Below are 14277 nucleotides of genomic sequence, written 5' to 3'. Positions count from 1 at the left end.
GGCGAGTTATGCCTGTTAAATTATAGGCGATCGATAAAATATCTTGACACCAGACTCTCTATAAGTTAGTTTTTTTTTAACCAAATCTATTCAACCACAATCTACTTTATACTGTTAGGGGCTGTTTGTTGAGATTTTTACCATTTTCTTAGCAGATAAGTTTGCGAAACTGTCAAAAGTTTGTAGTCAGGACTTTAGGGGAGCATCTCAGTTTTGCAAGAAGCATTTTTAAAGAGCGGACTCTACTGACGCACTACGAACCCTTTTTTGAGCGGGGCAGCACTGTAAATTCAAAACTGAGATGATCCCGGACTTTAGTCCTTGCTAGTGAGTTGGTAAGAAAGGACTGAAGTCCTTACTACGAACCTGGTAAGAAAGGACTGAAGTCCTTACTACGAACCTGGTAAGAAAGGACTGAAGTCCTTACTACAAACCTGTTTCTAAAGATTTTTGCAACGATCCGAGTTCACTTATTATCAGAAAAATATGTTTGACTTTATCAGACACAAACAAAATTTTTTCAACGCTACTGAGGGCTGGGATAACGATAAATGGAGCAATTTAAATGAAAATCCCTTCGTGATTTCTTCCCCAATTCTTCAAGATTGTCACGTTAAGAATTGTCGCTTAGTTGAAAGTCGGCCGAAGATGTTGGAATATCTGCCTAAAAATAGTGTGGTGGCTGAGGTGGGCACTCAATACGGGCGCTTTGCTGAGAAAATTTATTCTATTACAAAACCCCAAAAACTGCATCTCATAGATTATAGTTTTGACTTGTTTAAAGAAGAGGTAAGTCAAAAACAAAAAAATATCTTTCAAGAGGGTATAGAAAACGGCTCTATCGAACTTCACGAAGGCGATTCTTCGACAATTTTAAGCAGCTTTCCTGATGAGTATTTCGACTGGATATATATCGATGCTGACCACGCCTATGAAGGTGTGTGCAAAGATATTCAGCAAGGCTATTCTAAAGTCAAGCCCCACGGCATGATGGTTTTTAACGATTATACGAATTGGTCTGTAGGTGAGTTCATACCTTACGGTGTGGCGAGAGCGGTGAATGAGTTTTGTATCGCAAATAACTGGGAAGTAGTATTTCTAGCGCTTCAGTCTCTAGGCTATCACGATATTGCGATTAAGAAAAATACCTGGGAAAAGGAGGTGCGAATTCAGTTACAGGAGGCTAAGTCAGAGTTGCAGGGTTCGCAAGCTCGGATGCAGCAGCTTGAGTTAGAGTTAGAGCAGGCTAAAAGGGCGATCGACTTTATGGAAAATGATAAATTTTGGAAATTGCGATCGCAATGGCTGAAAATCAAAAATTTGTTTTCCTAGCTGAGTCTGATTTCCGAATCTACAATCTACAATGGTATTATCCCAGCGGGGATGGTTTTTAGGTTAGGACTTACGCACGAGTGGTGAGAAACCGGGTTTTTTCTGAAAATCCTTCGTTGTTACCCGCAGATTGGGTAAAAAACCCGGTTTCTTTGGTCTGGATGCGTCAGTCCTGTAGGTTAAATTCGATCGACATAAGCCTGAGATTAGAGGTATAGATGGAAATAGGCGTCCCCAAGGAAATCAAAGATTTGGAGTTTCGAGTTGGGCTCAGTCCAACCAGTGTCCGGGCTTGTTCGGACAAAGGCCACACAGTTTTTGTCGAAACCAATGCTGGTGCTGGGGCCGGTTTTGCCGACGAGGACTACCTTCAAGCCGGGGCTAAAATTGTCTCAAAAGCTTCAGATGTCTGGAACCGACAACTAATTGTTAAAGTTAAGGAACCCCTACCTGCTGAGTACCCGCTGATTGAAAAAGAGCAGTTGCTATTTACATATTTGCACTTGGCTGCCGATCGCACATTAACCGAGCACTTAATCAGCAGCGGAGTCCAGGCTATCGCCTACGAAACCGTCGAACTCCCCGACAGAAAATTGCCGCTGCTGACACCGATGAGCATTATTGCAGGGCGTTTGGCCGTGCAGTTCGGTGCTCGGTTTCTGGAACGGCAGCAAGGTGGCAGAGGCGTACTTTTGGGGGGCGTACCGGGGGTAAGACCGGGCAAAGTTGTAATTTTGGGCGGCGGAATCGTCGGCACAGAAGCAGCCCGCATTGCTGTAGGAATGGGCGCTAGGGTGCAGATTTTGGATGTAAATGTCGATCGGCTCGCTTATTTAGAAACTCTATTCGGTTCCAGAGTAGAATACCTCTACAGCAGTCCTTTGCAAATAGAAGCAGTTGTTCCCGATGCTGACTTATTAATCGGCGCAGTTTTAGTCTTAGGAAAAAGAGCTCCGGTGCTACTTTCGCGCGAATTTGTCGCCAAAATGCAGCCCGGTTCTGTAATTGTTGACGTAGCCGTCGATCAAGGTGGCTGCGTGGAAACTTTGCGAGTAACTTCTCACACCAATCCTACCTATGTAGAGGAAGGAGTTGTGCATTACGGCGTACCAAATATGCCGGGTGCCGTGCCTTGGACTGCAACTCAAGCTTTGAATAACAGCACTTTGCCTTATGTTTTGCAGTTGGCAAATAACGGGATTAAAGCTTTGGAAATGAATCCGAGTTTGGCGAAGGGTTTGAACGTGCAGAATCACCAATTGGTGCATCCGGCTGTGCGCGAAGTTTTCCCAGATTTAGCTGATTAATACCATTTTTATAACAGTGTACAACACTCTTCGACCCCCCTAGCGCCCCTTGCTAAGGGGGGGAGAAGAATACTGTTGCATTCTTTTTTTCAATTGGTATAAATTGTATTTTGGTGCGGGCAGGATGCCTACCCACAACAAACTTAATGTGTTGTGAAATAGGCATCTAAATTGTCTTTTGGTGCGGGCAGGATATCCAACCCCTACTCCCCACAACAAACTTGATCTGTTGTGGAATAGGCATCTTGCTTGTTCCCCAAAAAAGTGGAATGGGCATCTTGCCCGTTCCCAAGATGGGACAATATGAACGATAGGAGTTACCGATGCTTTAGCAAGTCTCAAATATCCAGTTTTGCCAAACCCAAATACCGCAAACCTTCGGGAGTTACGTCAAACCGGCAAGGCAAAACTTCCACACCTTCACTCATCGCCTGTCTGAACAATTGTCCGTAAAGGCGATCGGCATTATCGCCCGGAGCAAAATCCGTACAATCGCCGCGATTAATAAAATACAGCATTACAGCCCTCGAACCCTGCCGCACCACATCGATCAATTCTCTCAAATGTTTCTGTCCCCTCTCCGTCACTGTATCGGGAAATAAAGCCAATGTATCTTTGACATAAGTTGTATTTTTAACTTCCAGAAAAATCGGTTTTTCCCCACCAGTCAGCCAGAAATCAACTCTACTTTTTTTATCTTTTCCATAAACAACTTCCGGCTGAATTAAACTATAATTTCCCAACTCAGGAAACAATTGCAATTCCAAAGCTAATTTAATTACTCGATTTGGCAGTCCGGTATTAACTCCCACCCAAGTTGGCACAGTATCGCAAACTTTAATTAATTCCCAAGTGTAAGCTAATTTGCGTTTGGGATTGTCGCTGGGAGATACTAGCACGGGATTGCCGGGAATTAAAACACCAGTCATCGGCCCCGTATTCGGACAGTGCGCGGTGATGATTTCTCCCGAATCTAATTCGATTTCGGCGAAAAATCGTTTGTACCGCTTGATTAAAGTTCCGGGCAAAAGAGGAGGATATTTGTAAATTAAGTCAGTCATGGGGCCTGGGGCATTAGTAAATAGACATAATTATTGTAGGGGCGGGTTAACCAACAATACCAGCCAATAATTGACAATCTCAAAAACCCGCCCCCACCCAACCGTAAATCACTGTCAACAGTCAACCGTCAACTGTCAACTGTTTATCTTCTTTTCTCAACTGATTAATCTCATCATTCAAAGACTGATTTGACTGACCTTTCATCAACTGTTTCATCTGCACTTTAAAAGCTTCCACCAGTTCGGGACTGGCTTGTGTTTGTTGCCAAGAAGCGCGGGAATTTAAGCGATCGCACCAAGCCTGCAATTTGGGGTAATTTTCCAACGACAGGCCTAGCTCGGGCAACCAAGGCACGGAAACACCAGCCACAACATCCGCGAGGGTAATCGTGTTACTGCCACCAAAAAAAGCTCGATCGCCCAACAACTCCTCAAAAAAGCTCAATACCGCCGCCACTTGCTGCCCGGATTTTTCCAGCTTTTCCGGGTCGCCTGCACCGCCGAAAGTCTGACGGACAAAGGGACTCAGCGCTGGCGTCAATTCGTTAACCGTGACTGTTTCTACCATGCGGACGATCGCCAAATCCCGAGGATTCTGCGGCAATAGGGCGATCGCCGGATACTTAGCTTCCAGATAATCCAGAATAGCCAGACTTTCTATTACATGAAAATCGCCATCAGCCAAAACCGGGACGTGGTGAAAAGGGCTAATAGCCAAAAAATTCGGTTGAAACTGATCGCCGTTTAATTTGAGTGCCACCAATTCAAACTCAATCTCTTTTTCCAGCAAAGCAATCCAGACACGGCGAGCATTACTAGAGAGCGGATTATAATAAAGTTTCAGCAAAGTCAAATCTCCTAAAAGTCAAATTACTAAAATCTTGGGAGTTATTAGAGAGTGCATCTCTGTTTTGCAAGAAGCATTTTTTAAAGAGCGGACTCTACTGACGTACTACGAACCTTTTTTGAGCGGGGATCGCACTGTAAATGCAAAACTGAGATGCACCCGTTACTAGAGCCAATTAACGCCAAAACATCCTAGCACGAAACCCAGATACATAGAAAAATGCCAAATTTATGGTAATTGCTCAACTACCCCCCTCTTCTGAAGCAGCCTCAAGCGAGACAGTTTCAGATAGTGAATTTTGAATTTGTGAATTTTAAGCAAAAAGCTTCTTCTTCAATAAAATTAAGGAGAGAATGAGGGTTTCAGCGATCGAAACTGAAACATGAAATAATTGTCTTCAAACTTGGCAATACTTGCCTACAAAGGGTTTCAGATATTTTATTTTTGTCCGTAGGGGGTGTCAAACCTATCAATCCTGGGTGGAAGCTGGCAAAGAATGGGCAAAGACAGCAGCTTGAGTTCGATCGCGCAGATTCAGACGGCTGAGAATACTGGAGACGTGATTTTTAACCGTTTTTTCAGAAATACAGAGCATCTCTGCAATTTCACGATTACTAGATCCGATCGCGATCAAACTTAAAACCTCTTGTTCGCGAGGGGTTAGCTCTTCGACAGGGTTCTTATCCTGAACTAAACCCGATCTAATCGCGAGTAAAGAATTTGAGCGCTGGGGAAATATTTTGTCAAATAATCCTGGACTAAATTGGGTATAGCCGCGATGGGCCGATCGAATAGCTTGAGCTAATTCTTCTGATGGCGTATCTTTCAAAAGATAACCCACTGCGCCAATTTGCATTAATTTTTCAATATATTGTTCATCATCAAAAGTCGTTAGAATTAAAACCTTCACCTTTGGAAAGCGATCGCAAATGATTGGTGTTGCAGTCAAGCCATCCATAATTGGCATTCGGATATCCATCAAAACTAGATCCGGTAAATATTGAGCAACTTGCTCGATCGCCTGTTGTCCATTTTCAGCTTCACCAACAATCTGTAAGTCAGGCTGCGCTTCCAACAGTCGCCGCAATCCTTGTCGAACGATCGTTTGATCTTCCACAATCAAGACACGAATCATCTGGAAACCTCCAACAAAGGGATACGAACAATGATGCAGCAACCGGATTGAACCTCGAATTCAAGGGTTCCAGAAAGACTTTCAACCCTCTCCCGCATCCCTTGCAGCCCAAAACCCGATCGGGTTTGCTGCGGATTGAATCCAATCCCATTATCCATAACTTTGAGCAATATCTGAGGGATTTCGTCCTCACTGGTTTCAAGTATTAGGTGAATGGTGACGCGATCGGCTTGACTGTGTTTTTGAATATTGGTGAGGGCTTCTTCCAGAATCCGATAGAGGACAACTTGATAACGCCCCGGTAATGTCAGGTTCGGATCCAGATCGACCACTGGACGAATACCAGTTACCTGCATAAATTGTTGGACTAAATCGGCGATCGCTTGAGGGAGAGATTTGCCTTGCATCGGGTCAGTCCGCAGCATCCAGACAGCCTGTCGGAGTTCTCGTCGCGCTTCTTTTCCCAATCTTTGACTCTCATCTAGAAACGATCGTGCATCATTTTTACCATCATTTTCACCATCATTTGCGCCATCAAGAGACATCGTTGTATTTTCCAGCATTACACTTTGTGCTGTCAGTAAATGTCCTAAGGAATCATGAATTTCGCGGGCAATGCGAGTACGTTCTTGAAGGGTAGCTTGGTCTTCGATTTGTAAGGAATATTGATAAAGCTGTTGGTGGGCAATTGCAAGTTTTTTACGTCCTTGACGTTCATTCACCAATGAATCCACCAAGAGCAACATAAAGAGAAGAATCAACCCAGAAGAGAGAAACGTGTCAAGTAGAAAGGGGAATAATGTACGTTTTGACAAGATAATGAATTGACTCACTTGAGTCGCAGAAAGATTTAATGTCCACTGTATGCCCCCATCACCCAGAACAACCAATCCAGGAATCATACTGAGCAAGTCTTTAATCGTCTTAGATTGAAAAGTAGTCACCCAGAACAGGAACAGAGCAAGCAAGGTTGTCACCACATAACTCAGCCAGACTAAACTCGCAATCATCCATCGTCCGCGTCGTTGAAAAATTAAACAGCCTCGCATCACAAGGATAGTTACCAAGGGTAGTAATTCACCTACATTGATATATCCAATTGCCCCGATCGTTAAAAAGGAGAAACTTATATAACAGAATTTACTCAAGCGATCGGTTGGCAATCTGAAACCTAACAGCCCAAAGACAGTTAGCAACCCAACAAATCCTAGAACTTGCATGGGGTAAGATGGATTCCTTTCGGGAAAGCCTAATTCCCTTAAGGAGATCGGTTGCCCCCAGAGCGGCATTTCGATCAGCTCAGGACTGAGCAACTTAAATATAGTCATTCCCAATAAAATCCACTCTAATCTTAAGAGGAGCCCAAAGGGGTGTGGCTTGAAGGATAATGCAAATGTAGGAATTTTCATAGAGCAATTATGTGGAGGCGATCGCAAATGATTTGTAAATATCTTGCCCCCTCCCCTTAGTAAGGGGAGGGTTGGGGTGGGGTAAAAAATTTACAAATGATTTATGACTGCTATAGGTGAGGTACAAAGAAACACTCGAAAATCATGAAATTTCAAGAATCAAGTCCCCGCCGCGGAACGCCGGGGATTGTTAACATCATTGTTTGGGCTTCATTGTTGGGCTTCCTCTTTCTGTGACTCGGCTTACTTTAAGGAGTTTCCTCTACCCTGTACCTCGCCTCACTGAGAAAGCTTAATCTTATACCAAATCCGGGTTTCCAACCCCCTTTATCCCTCAAACCCGCGCAGGCGGGTTTTGTTTGTATAGTAGCGGTTTCAACCGCCGAGTCTTGCGGGGATATTTAACCCGAATTTGGTATTAAGCTGTTCTGCATTTAAATTGCATATCACAAATAATCAAACAATAAGTGGGCTGGGCGTCTCGCCCGCTCTAAATATACAATTTAAATGTATGACAGCTTACTCGATTCTCAAAGCCGCATCGCCAGTCGGTAAATCGTCGGGACGGCGAATCCCAGGTATCCCAATTGTAAAGACTGCATTGCGTACCGATGCAACAGTAGTATTTTGCACGATCGCCCCAGATCCTGCCAAATTAATTACAGTGTTGTTTCCCGATTGAATGAATTCAATGTCGGCTAAATTTCCTGTTAGGGCAATGCGATCGCCCTCTTGGGGTCTAAAATCAACTATTGTCTGATTCGTCGGAAGTAGCAGAATAAAAGGCAAAGTAGCGGGATCGACTCCGATCGCAACAAAAGTATCCGCACCGCTACCTCCAGTAAGAGTATTGATGCCCGGATCGCCAATCAAAATATCGTTACCGTCGCCACCATTTAAGACATCATCGCCCACACCGCCGCGCAAAAAGTCATTACCGGCATCGCCATTTAAAGTGTCGTTGCCGAAATTTCCACTCAGAATATCGTTGCCTGCACCGCCACTAATTAAGTCGCTACCTTTGCCGCCTCTGAGATAGTCGTCACCGCCTTCTCCGGTTATCGTATCGTTGCCTCGATCGCCATTAATTGCATCATTAGTTGGCGAACCGACGATTCGATCGTTTCCCGCCCCGCCCCGCACGCCGCCGGGATTTTGCTGGGAATCTTGAGACGTTACTTGATAGTTATCGCCGCCATCAGACAATCTGAGCGATCGCAAAGGCAGATCGAGAAGGTTGGTAGTATTGATGGCATTGTTGAGCCAGTTAACATCTTTAACTATGTTAGAAACCCGACTGGGAACAATTCCTTGAACTACTTTGGCACTGGAAATGCGATCGCCCTGTTTCACTCGATCGACCGTATCAAAACCTTGAGTTACATAACCAAAAACTGCATAACTCCCATCTAGAAACGGCCAGTCACCTAAACTAAAATAAAACTGCGAAGAAGCCGTATTTAAAGCAGTAGCCCTCGCCATTGCCACGGCCCCGCGAGTGTGCCGTAACTGCGGTCTTTCGGGGACTAATTTATTGTATACCGGTTGCGCTGCTACTAGCGGTTTGATTTCCAAAGGAATCGATCGCGTTTGATTAGTCTCCGGGTCAACAAAACCGCCGACTTCTAATCGTTCGGCTGGAATTGAAGTATCTCTGCTGCGCGGATTTCCCCCTTGGACTACAAAGGGTTCTGGCTGGCGGACGACTCGGTGAAACATCGTCCCGTCGTAAATTCCGCGTTCGACTAAATCGACAAAATTTCCAGCAGTAATCGGGGCATTCGTACCGTCAACTTCGATGGTAACTGGTTGACCGTTTATGATTTGGATAACTGTGGCTTTGCCTTGTAATGGCAGCGGAGGCGGAACGATGCTGTTTTCGATCGTAACTGTTGGACTGTCTGTTTTAGAACTCGGATTAAATGGATCGTTCATGGTAAATAGCAAAGTCTTAGAACCTTGAGTCTTGTGATGTGATGAGAAAAATTTTTTGCAGCAAATTGAGCGCGATCTAACAATTTAATAGGGTCAGTGTTCCAATTTTTGAGGGCAGAGGCGATTCACATTACCGTAGTAGACCATTGGCTGGCGACTGGTTATAACAGCGCAGAGATCGCGTTGTGCGGTGGCTTGCAGGGCTTCTTGAGAAGGAGGAGTTTGAGCGGCGAATAATCCCGCTAAAATATCTGTTTGTTGTTGGGGGCGAATGAGTTGGAAATTTTGGCCGACTTTGGCGCGGTTTGCCAAATCGGCGATCGCATCTTTCTGATTTTTCGTACCGTCAATTAATTTAAATTGCTGGGCGGTTTTATTATCAAACAACAGCGCGCCCATCTTGTCTCGAATCAGTTTTGGATCGATCTTGCGCGCTTGTGCTACTCGATCTACGAAGTTGTTGTATTCTGCGATCGTTCCTTGGCGCAACACCCTCAATTCCTCTTCCGTGGGTTTGCGAAATGGATTGCCAATATCTTTACTGCGCCCTGCCGAGATGATGGTTTGTTGAATGCCGTTGCGCGTGGTGATTCCGCCACCGAGAATGCCATTATCGATCGCAGTGGGAGTGTCATAATAAATCAACTGTGCGCCGACGACACCAATGCTACCGATTAAACTGCCCGGTGCCGCATAGACGACATCAGCACCAACCATGGACATTACACCGCCGGATGCTGATAATCCATCGATATAAGCCACCACAGGCTTTTTCGTCGTTTCGCGGTAGCGTTTTAAGGCTTCAAAAACCGCGTTTGAGCCAACGATCGTGCCGCCCGGTGTGGACAATCGTAAAAAGACTCCTTTAATCTTATCATCTTTGCTGGCGCGTTCTAATAATCGTTCAATTTCATAGCCATAGGCGATCGTTCCAGGAAAACCAAATGCGTCAGAGGAAGAATTGAGAATGGGGCCGTTAATTTGAATTTCTAAGAGTCGGTTTTGGCTATCTTTTTCGCCGGAGATAAACTTATAGGTGAGTTCTGTCTCGCTTTGAATGCCGCCTGTCTGCCGCCCGCAAGATAAGAAAGAAAGACCGATTAGTAATCCAACCACTCCCGCAAGCGTATATTTCAAAAAGGGTTTCATACCGTGTTGCTCCTTCAATTAAAGAATGGCGATATTTTGCATTTACAGTGCTATCCCGCTTCAAAAAAGGTTCGTAGTACGTCAAGAGTGTCCGCTCTTTTAAAAATGCTTATTACAAAACTGAGATGCACCCTTCAATAAATCAATCGTAGCTTTAGCTTATTGATAGAACATGAGGCTACCGACTCATCCTACATACCTTCTAGGTCTTAAGACCTATAGAACTCATTTGACATCTTTTCTTGACGGATAAGGCTTGCAAGTAAACCGTTTGGTATAATTCAATAAACTGTTGACGATAGCTGGGTAAGCAACTCTACCAAAACAGCCAAAATCTATCTCGCTTGAGGCAGTTTCAGGGGAGGGGGGTAGTTGAGCAATTACAATTCATGTTACGATCTTCCACATTTGCTATTAAACTTAGCAAAGCCTTTTAGCACTAGCGTTAGTAACCATTTGTGTCTGAAACCCAGAAGCCCTCTCGTTCCCTAGCAGGGATTGCCGGCATTGTCGCAGTCGCCACTCTGATTAGCAAAGTCTTTGGATTGGTACGCCAAATTGCGATCGCCGCAGCCTTTGGAGTCGGTGTCGCCGTCGATGCCTACAACTACGCCTACGTCATCCCCGGTTTCCTATTTATTTTGCTCGGAGGCATTAACGGGCCGTTTCACAGCGCGATCGTCAGCGTTTTATCCCGTCGCGACAAAAAAGAAGCTGCACCCTTAGTCGAGACAATCACCACCTTAGTTGGCGGCATATTGCTGCTGGTAACAATTGCTTTAATTATTTTTGCAGATCCGGCGATCGATTTAGTAGCACCGGGATTAAACAGAACACCCGAAGGTTTAGAAATCAAAGCAATAGCCGTCCAACAATTTCGGATTATGGCGCCGATGGCATTACTTTCAGGCTTAATCGGCATTGGTTTCGGCACACTCAACGCCGCCGATATGTACTGGCTTCCATCTATCAGCCCTTTATTTTCCAGCGTTGCACTTGTCGGCGGTTTAGGAATTCTCGCACTGCAACTCGGAGACAAAATAACTGATCCGCAATACGCACTAATCGGCGGCTTAGTATTAGCTTGGGGAACTTTAGCGGGAGCAGTTTTGCAGTGGTTGGTGCAACTGACGGCGCAGTGGCGCGCGGGCTTGGGAAAATTGCGTTTGCGGTTTAATTTTAAACGCCCCGGAGTGCAAGAAGTAGTTAAGGTGATGGTTCCTGCTACCTTGTCTTCGGGAATGCTGCAAATAAATGTCTATACCGACTTATTCTTCGCATCCTACATCCCTCAAGCTGCATCTGCCATGGGTTATGCAGGCTTGTTGGTCATGACTCCTTTAGGCATTATTTCTAATGTAATTTTAGTACCATTTTTGCCAATTTTTTCTCGCCTTGCCGAACCCGAAGACTGGCCGGAATTAAAAGATAAAATTCGTCAAGCTTTAATTTTGACTGCGCTGACAATGCTACCGCTGAGCGCTTTAATGGTAACACTTGCCGGGCCGATCGTCCGCATTGTTTACGAACGCTATGCTTTTAATCAGTCAGCATCGCAGTTTGTCACCCCGATATTGATGGCTTACGGTATTGGAATGTTTGTGTATTTGGGCCGCGACGTTTTGGTACGGGTGTTTTACGCTTTGGGAGATGGGGAAACGCCTTTTAGGGTCAGTATTATCAATATCTTTTTGAACGGACTGCTGGATTATTTGTTAGTAGGAGCTTTCGGCGCGCCCGGATTAGTTCTGGCGACGGTGGGAGTGAATCTGGTTTCGACGATTATGTTTTTGTACTTATTAGATAAAAAGTTGGGTGGCTTGCCTTGGGGAGAGTGGAGTTTGCCTTTTTTGGGGTTAGCTTGTGGTAGTTCTCTAACTGCTTTCGTGTCTTTGGCTACTCTGCAAGCTTGTCAAAGAGTTTTGGGTACAGAAGGTTTGGTCATTCAATTAGTGCAGTTGGGTGTGGCGAGTTTGGCAGGATTGGCAGTTTTTGCCCTGTTTGTCAATCAGATGAAGTTGCCGGAAGTTGAGATGTTTGTCGATCGCATTCGCGGCCGTTTTGGGAAATAATATTGTTTTTGTTGCCATCTGATTCGTAGGGGCTCTCCTCGCCAAGCATTCATGGCAAAAACAAATAATCTCTTAAACTCGCCCCACCCAACAAACAATAATAATTTACAGTTAATTTATTGATACAATATCAATATAAATTGATAACAATCACCCAAATCTGTAGGGGCTCTCCTCGCCAACCATTCATGGTAAAAATGAATAATCTCATAAACCCGCCCCCACCCAAGTAAATAATCGCTGGGATGGGGCGGGTTTATCAGATTGTTTGTGGGTTTCATAGATATCGGCGAACCCGCCCCTTGTATCTTAAAAGAGTCAGGCGATCAAACCGTAGACCGCAGGCTATAGAACCGCAGACACGGTTGTAATCAAACCGCAGACACGGTTGTAACTGAATCGTAACACGAGTAAAGATAAAGAAACCATTAAAGTTTCTTGCTTAAGGTACAAATGACAGTAGAAAGTGTTGTGATCGGACATCAGAAATTGGTGAAGTTGGCCCGCCCCTTAGACGAAAAAAGTCTGTTGCGTAGATAAGCTCCCATGACTGATGACAGGCGCACATAAAAAAACTGGACAGTATCTTAGGCGCTCGTTTTCACGGGACAGCCTGCATTTATAAGGTTAGTTAAATTGCCTGTCATGTTCTTTCATGCAAACAGGGAGCAGGGAGCAAACAATGACACCCACATTTTTAGGCATAGATATCAGTAAAAACGACTTTCATGTCGTTTTACTGAAAGAAGAACGTGGCTCAAAACCAAAAAAGTTCACGAATAATACCGCAGGATTTGAGAGCTTAAATCAGTGGCTCAAAAAACAAGGTGTTGAAGAAGTTCATGCCTGTAGGTCAGCCACCAGCATTTACGGGGATGCCCTAGCTGAATTTCTGTATGAAGCAGGCTACCAGGTGAGTGTGCTTAATCCGGCTCGGATTTTCATGGTTTGCTAAAAGCGAACTTTTGCTTACCAAAACTGACTCGGTAGATGCAGCATTGATTGCTCGTTTTTGTGCGGCAATTAAACCTTCATCTTGGAAGCCAACCCCGTTTGAAGTCAAGGAATTACAAGCTTTACTGCGACGACTAGAATCTTTGACTCAGATGTATCAACAGGAAGAGAATCGGAGAGGAAACAGCTACGGAAACTGTAGCTAAACTTAGGAGAGCTCATTGGTCATACATCAAAGAACAACAAGCAGAAATCAAAAAAATGATTAGCGATCATTTTGATCGACATCCACATTTAAAACAGCAGCGTGAGCTTTTGACTTCGATTCCAGGTATGGGAGAACAGACGGCTGCTGCAAGAGTTGGCTGAAGTTGGTCGGATTGAAGATTACAAGAATGCTCGTCAATTAGCAGCATACGCTGGTTTAACTCCCTGTGAGCGTAGCTCAGGAACTTCTGTACATGGCAAAACTCGTTTGTCTTGTACGGGAAATGTCAGATTGCGAAAGGCATTGTATATGCCTGCGGTGGTGGCGATGCGTTGTAATCCTTTGCTCAAAGCCATGACTGAGCGATTATTGGGTCGAGGTAAGGTCAAAATGCAGGTAATTGGTGCGCTTATGAGGAAGTTGGTGCATTTGGCTTTTGGCATTTTAAAATCCCAAAAGCCTTTCGTTCCAACTTATTTGCTTGCTACCCCTTGACAGGTCAAGACAGTATCTACAACAATTATGCACGATCGATCGCACATCAGATCACATATCCCGTTGAAATTCCTCAAGCACATCCATCAACTGAACTTGACACTGCATCGGAATCAAATCAGCCAGGGGCACTTCGCGCTTACCGCCGCCCAACTTAACAGAAATTCCTTGCAAAACTTGTCTAACTCTGTCAGCATCTAAATTGCCATTTTCCAGCATCGGGTAAAGTTGTTGGGCAACAACGGTATGCAGGTGAGCATCACGGAGATACAAATGCCACTTGGCAATGTCTATGTAGACATTTTCGCCGATTTGGGCGGCTAAGGATTCGATCGCCAGCGTAGTATTAGCCATATTAAAAAAGAAAGTTATT

The 14277-nt window shown here is 44.7% G+C and carries 13 protein-coding genes; 6 read left to right on the top strand and 7 right to left on the bottom strand.

Annotated features, from left to right (window positions below):
* Positions 1 to 486: 486 nt before the first annotated feature.
* A complete protein-coding gene (locus JGK39_RS14840; RefSeq protein WP_293251086.1) occupies positions 487 to 1332 on the top strand; it encodes a class I SAM-dependent methyltransferase in 846 nt (281 codons plus the stop codon).
* 218 nt (positions 1333 to 1550) lie between these two features.
* Positions 1551 to 2639 carry an alanine dehydrogenase gene (ald, locus tag JGK39_RS14835; RefSeq protein WP_293251083.1) on the top strand — a complete coding sequence of 363 codons (1089 nt, stop codon included), beginning with the start codon at positions 1551 to 1553 and terminating at the stop codon, positions 2637 to 2639.
* Positions 2640 to 2977: 338 nt separating this feature from the next.
* Here the strand turns inward: ald and sfsA are convergent, their stop codons facing one another.
* From sfsA to JGK39_RS14800, 6 genes are all read right to left on the bottom strand, one after another.
* On the bottom strand, positions 2978 to 3700 hold the full coding sequence (gene sfsA, locus JGK39_RS14830) for a DNA/RNA nuclease SfsA (RefSeq protein WP_293251079.1): 723 nt from the start codon (positions 3698 to 3700) through the stop codon (positions 2978 to 2980).
* Positions 3701 to 3821: 121 nt separating this feature from the next.
* Positions 3822 to 4547, bottom strand: coding sequence for a glutathione S-transferase family protein (locus JGK39_RS14825; protein WP_293251076.1), 726 nt, complete (start codon positions 4545 to 4547; stop codon positions 3822 to 3824).
* Positions 4548 to 5016: 469 nt separating this feature from the next.
* A complete protein-coding gene (locus JGK39_RS14820; RefSeq protein WP_293251073.1) occupies positions 5017 to 5682 on the bottom strand; it encodes a response regulator transcription factor in 666 nt (221 codons plus the stop codon).
* Positions 5679 to 6692 (bottom strand): sensor histidine kinase, encoded by a 1014-nt coding sequence (locus JGK39_RS14815; RefSeq protein WP_293251070.1) that lies wholly within the window; start codon positions 6690 to 6692, stop codon positions 5679 to 5681. Before JGK39_RS14815 ends, JGK39_RS14820 begins: the two co-directional genes overlap by 4 nt.
* A 918-nt stretch (positions 6693 to 7610) precedes the next feature.
* Positions 7611 to 9026, bottom strand: coding sequence for a peptidylprolyl isomerase (locus JGK39_RS33595; RefSeq protein ID WP_366048889.1), 1416 nt, complete (start codon positions 9024 to 9026; stop codon positions 7611 to 7613).
* A 93-nt stretch (positions 9027 to 9119) separates the two neighbouring features.
* Positions 9120 to 10175: a S49 family peptidase gene (locus JGK39_RS14800; RefSeq protein ID WP_293251067.1), complete on the bottom strand. Its 1056-nt coding sequence runs from the start codon at positions 10173 to 10175 to the stop codon at positions 9120 to 9122.
* A gap of 458 nt (positions 10176 to 10633) precedes the next feature.
* On the opposite strand from JGK39_RS14800, the gene murJ reads away from it, so the two are divergent.
* From murJ to JGK39_RS14780, 4 genes are all read left to right on the top strand, one after another.
* Positions 10634 to 12247: a murein biosynthesis integral membrane protein MurJ gene (gene murJ / locus JGK39_RS14795; protein ID WP_293251064.1), complete on the top strand. Its 1614-nt coding sequence runs from the start codon at positions 10634 to 10636 to the stop codon at positions 12245 to 12247.
* Between the two features lie 682 nt (positions 12248 to 12929).
* Positions 12930 to 13202, top strand: a complete 273-nt coding sequence (locus tag JGK39_RS14790) for a transposase (RefSeq protein WP_293251061.1) — start codon at positions 12930 to 12932, stop codon at positions 13200 to 13202.
* A 10-nt stretch (positions 13203 to 13212) separates the two neighbouring features.
* Positions 13213 to 13407: a transposase gene (locus JGK39_RS14785; RefSeq protein WP_293251058.1), complete on the top strand. Its 195-nt coding sequence runs from the start codon at positions 13213 to 13215 to the stop codon at positions 13405 to 13407.
* 155 nt (positions 13408 to 13562) lie between these two features.
* The gene (locus tag JGK39_RS14780; RefSeq protein WP_293251055.1) at positions 13563 to 13904 is read left to right on the top strand and encodes a transposase; all 342 of its coding nucleotides are present in this window, start codon (positions 13563 to 13565) and stop codon (positions 13902 to 13904) included.
* A gap of 51 nt (positions 13905 to 13955) precedes the next feature.
* Here the strand turns inward: JGK39_RS14780 and JGK39_RS14775 are convergent, their stop codons facing one another.
* Positions 13956 to 14258: a DUF3181 family protein gene (locus tag JGK39_RS14775; protein WP_293251052.1), complete on the bottom strand. Its 303-nt coding sequence runs from the start codon at positions 14256 to 14258 to the stop codon at positions 13956 to 13958.
* Between the last annotated feature and the right edge of the window lie 19 nt (positions 14259 to 14277).

Origin of the sequence: Microcoleus sp. PH2017_12_PCY_D_A, assembly GCF_020738565.1 — a bacterium.
Classification (GTDB): domain Bacteria; phylum Cyanobacteriota; class Cyanobacteriia; order Cyanobacteriales; family Microcoleaceae; genus Microcoleus.
This window is presented reverse-complemented; position numbering and strand designations above follow the sequence as displayed.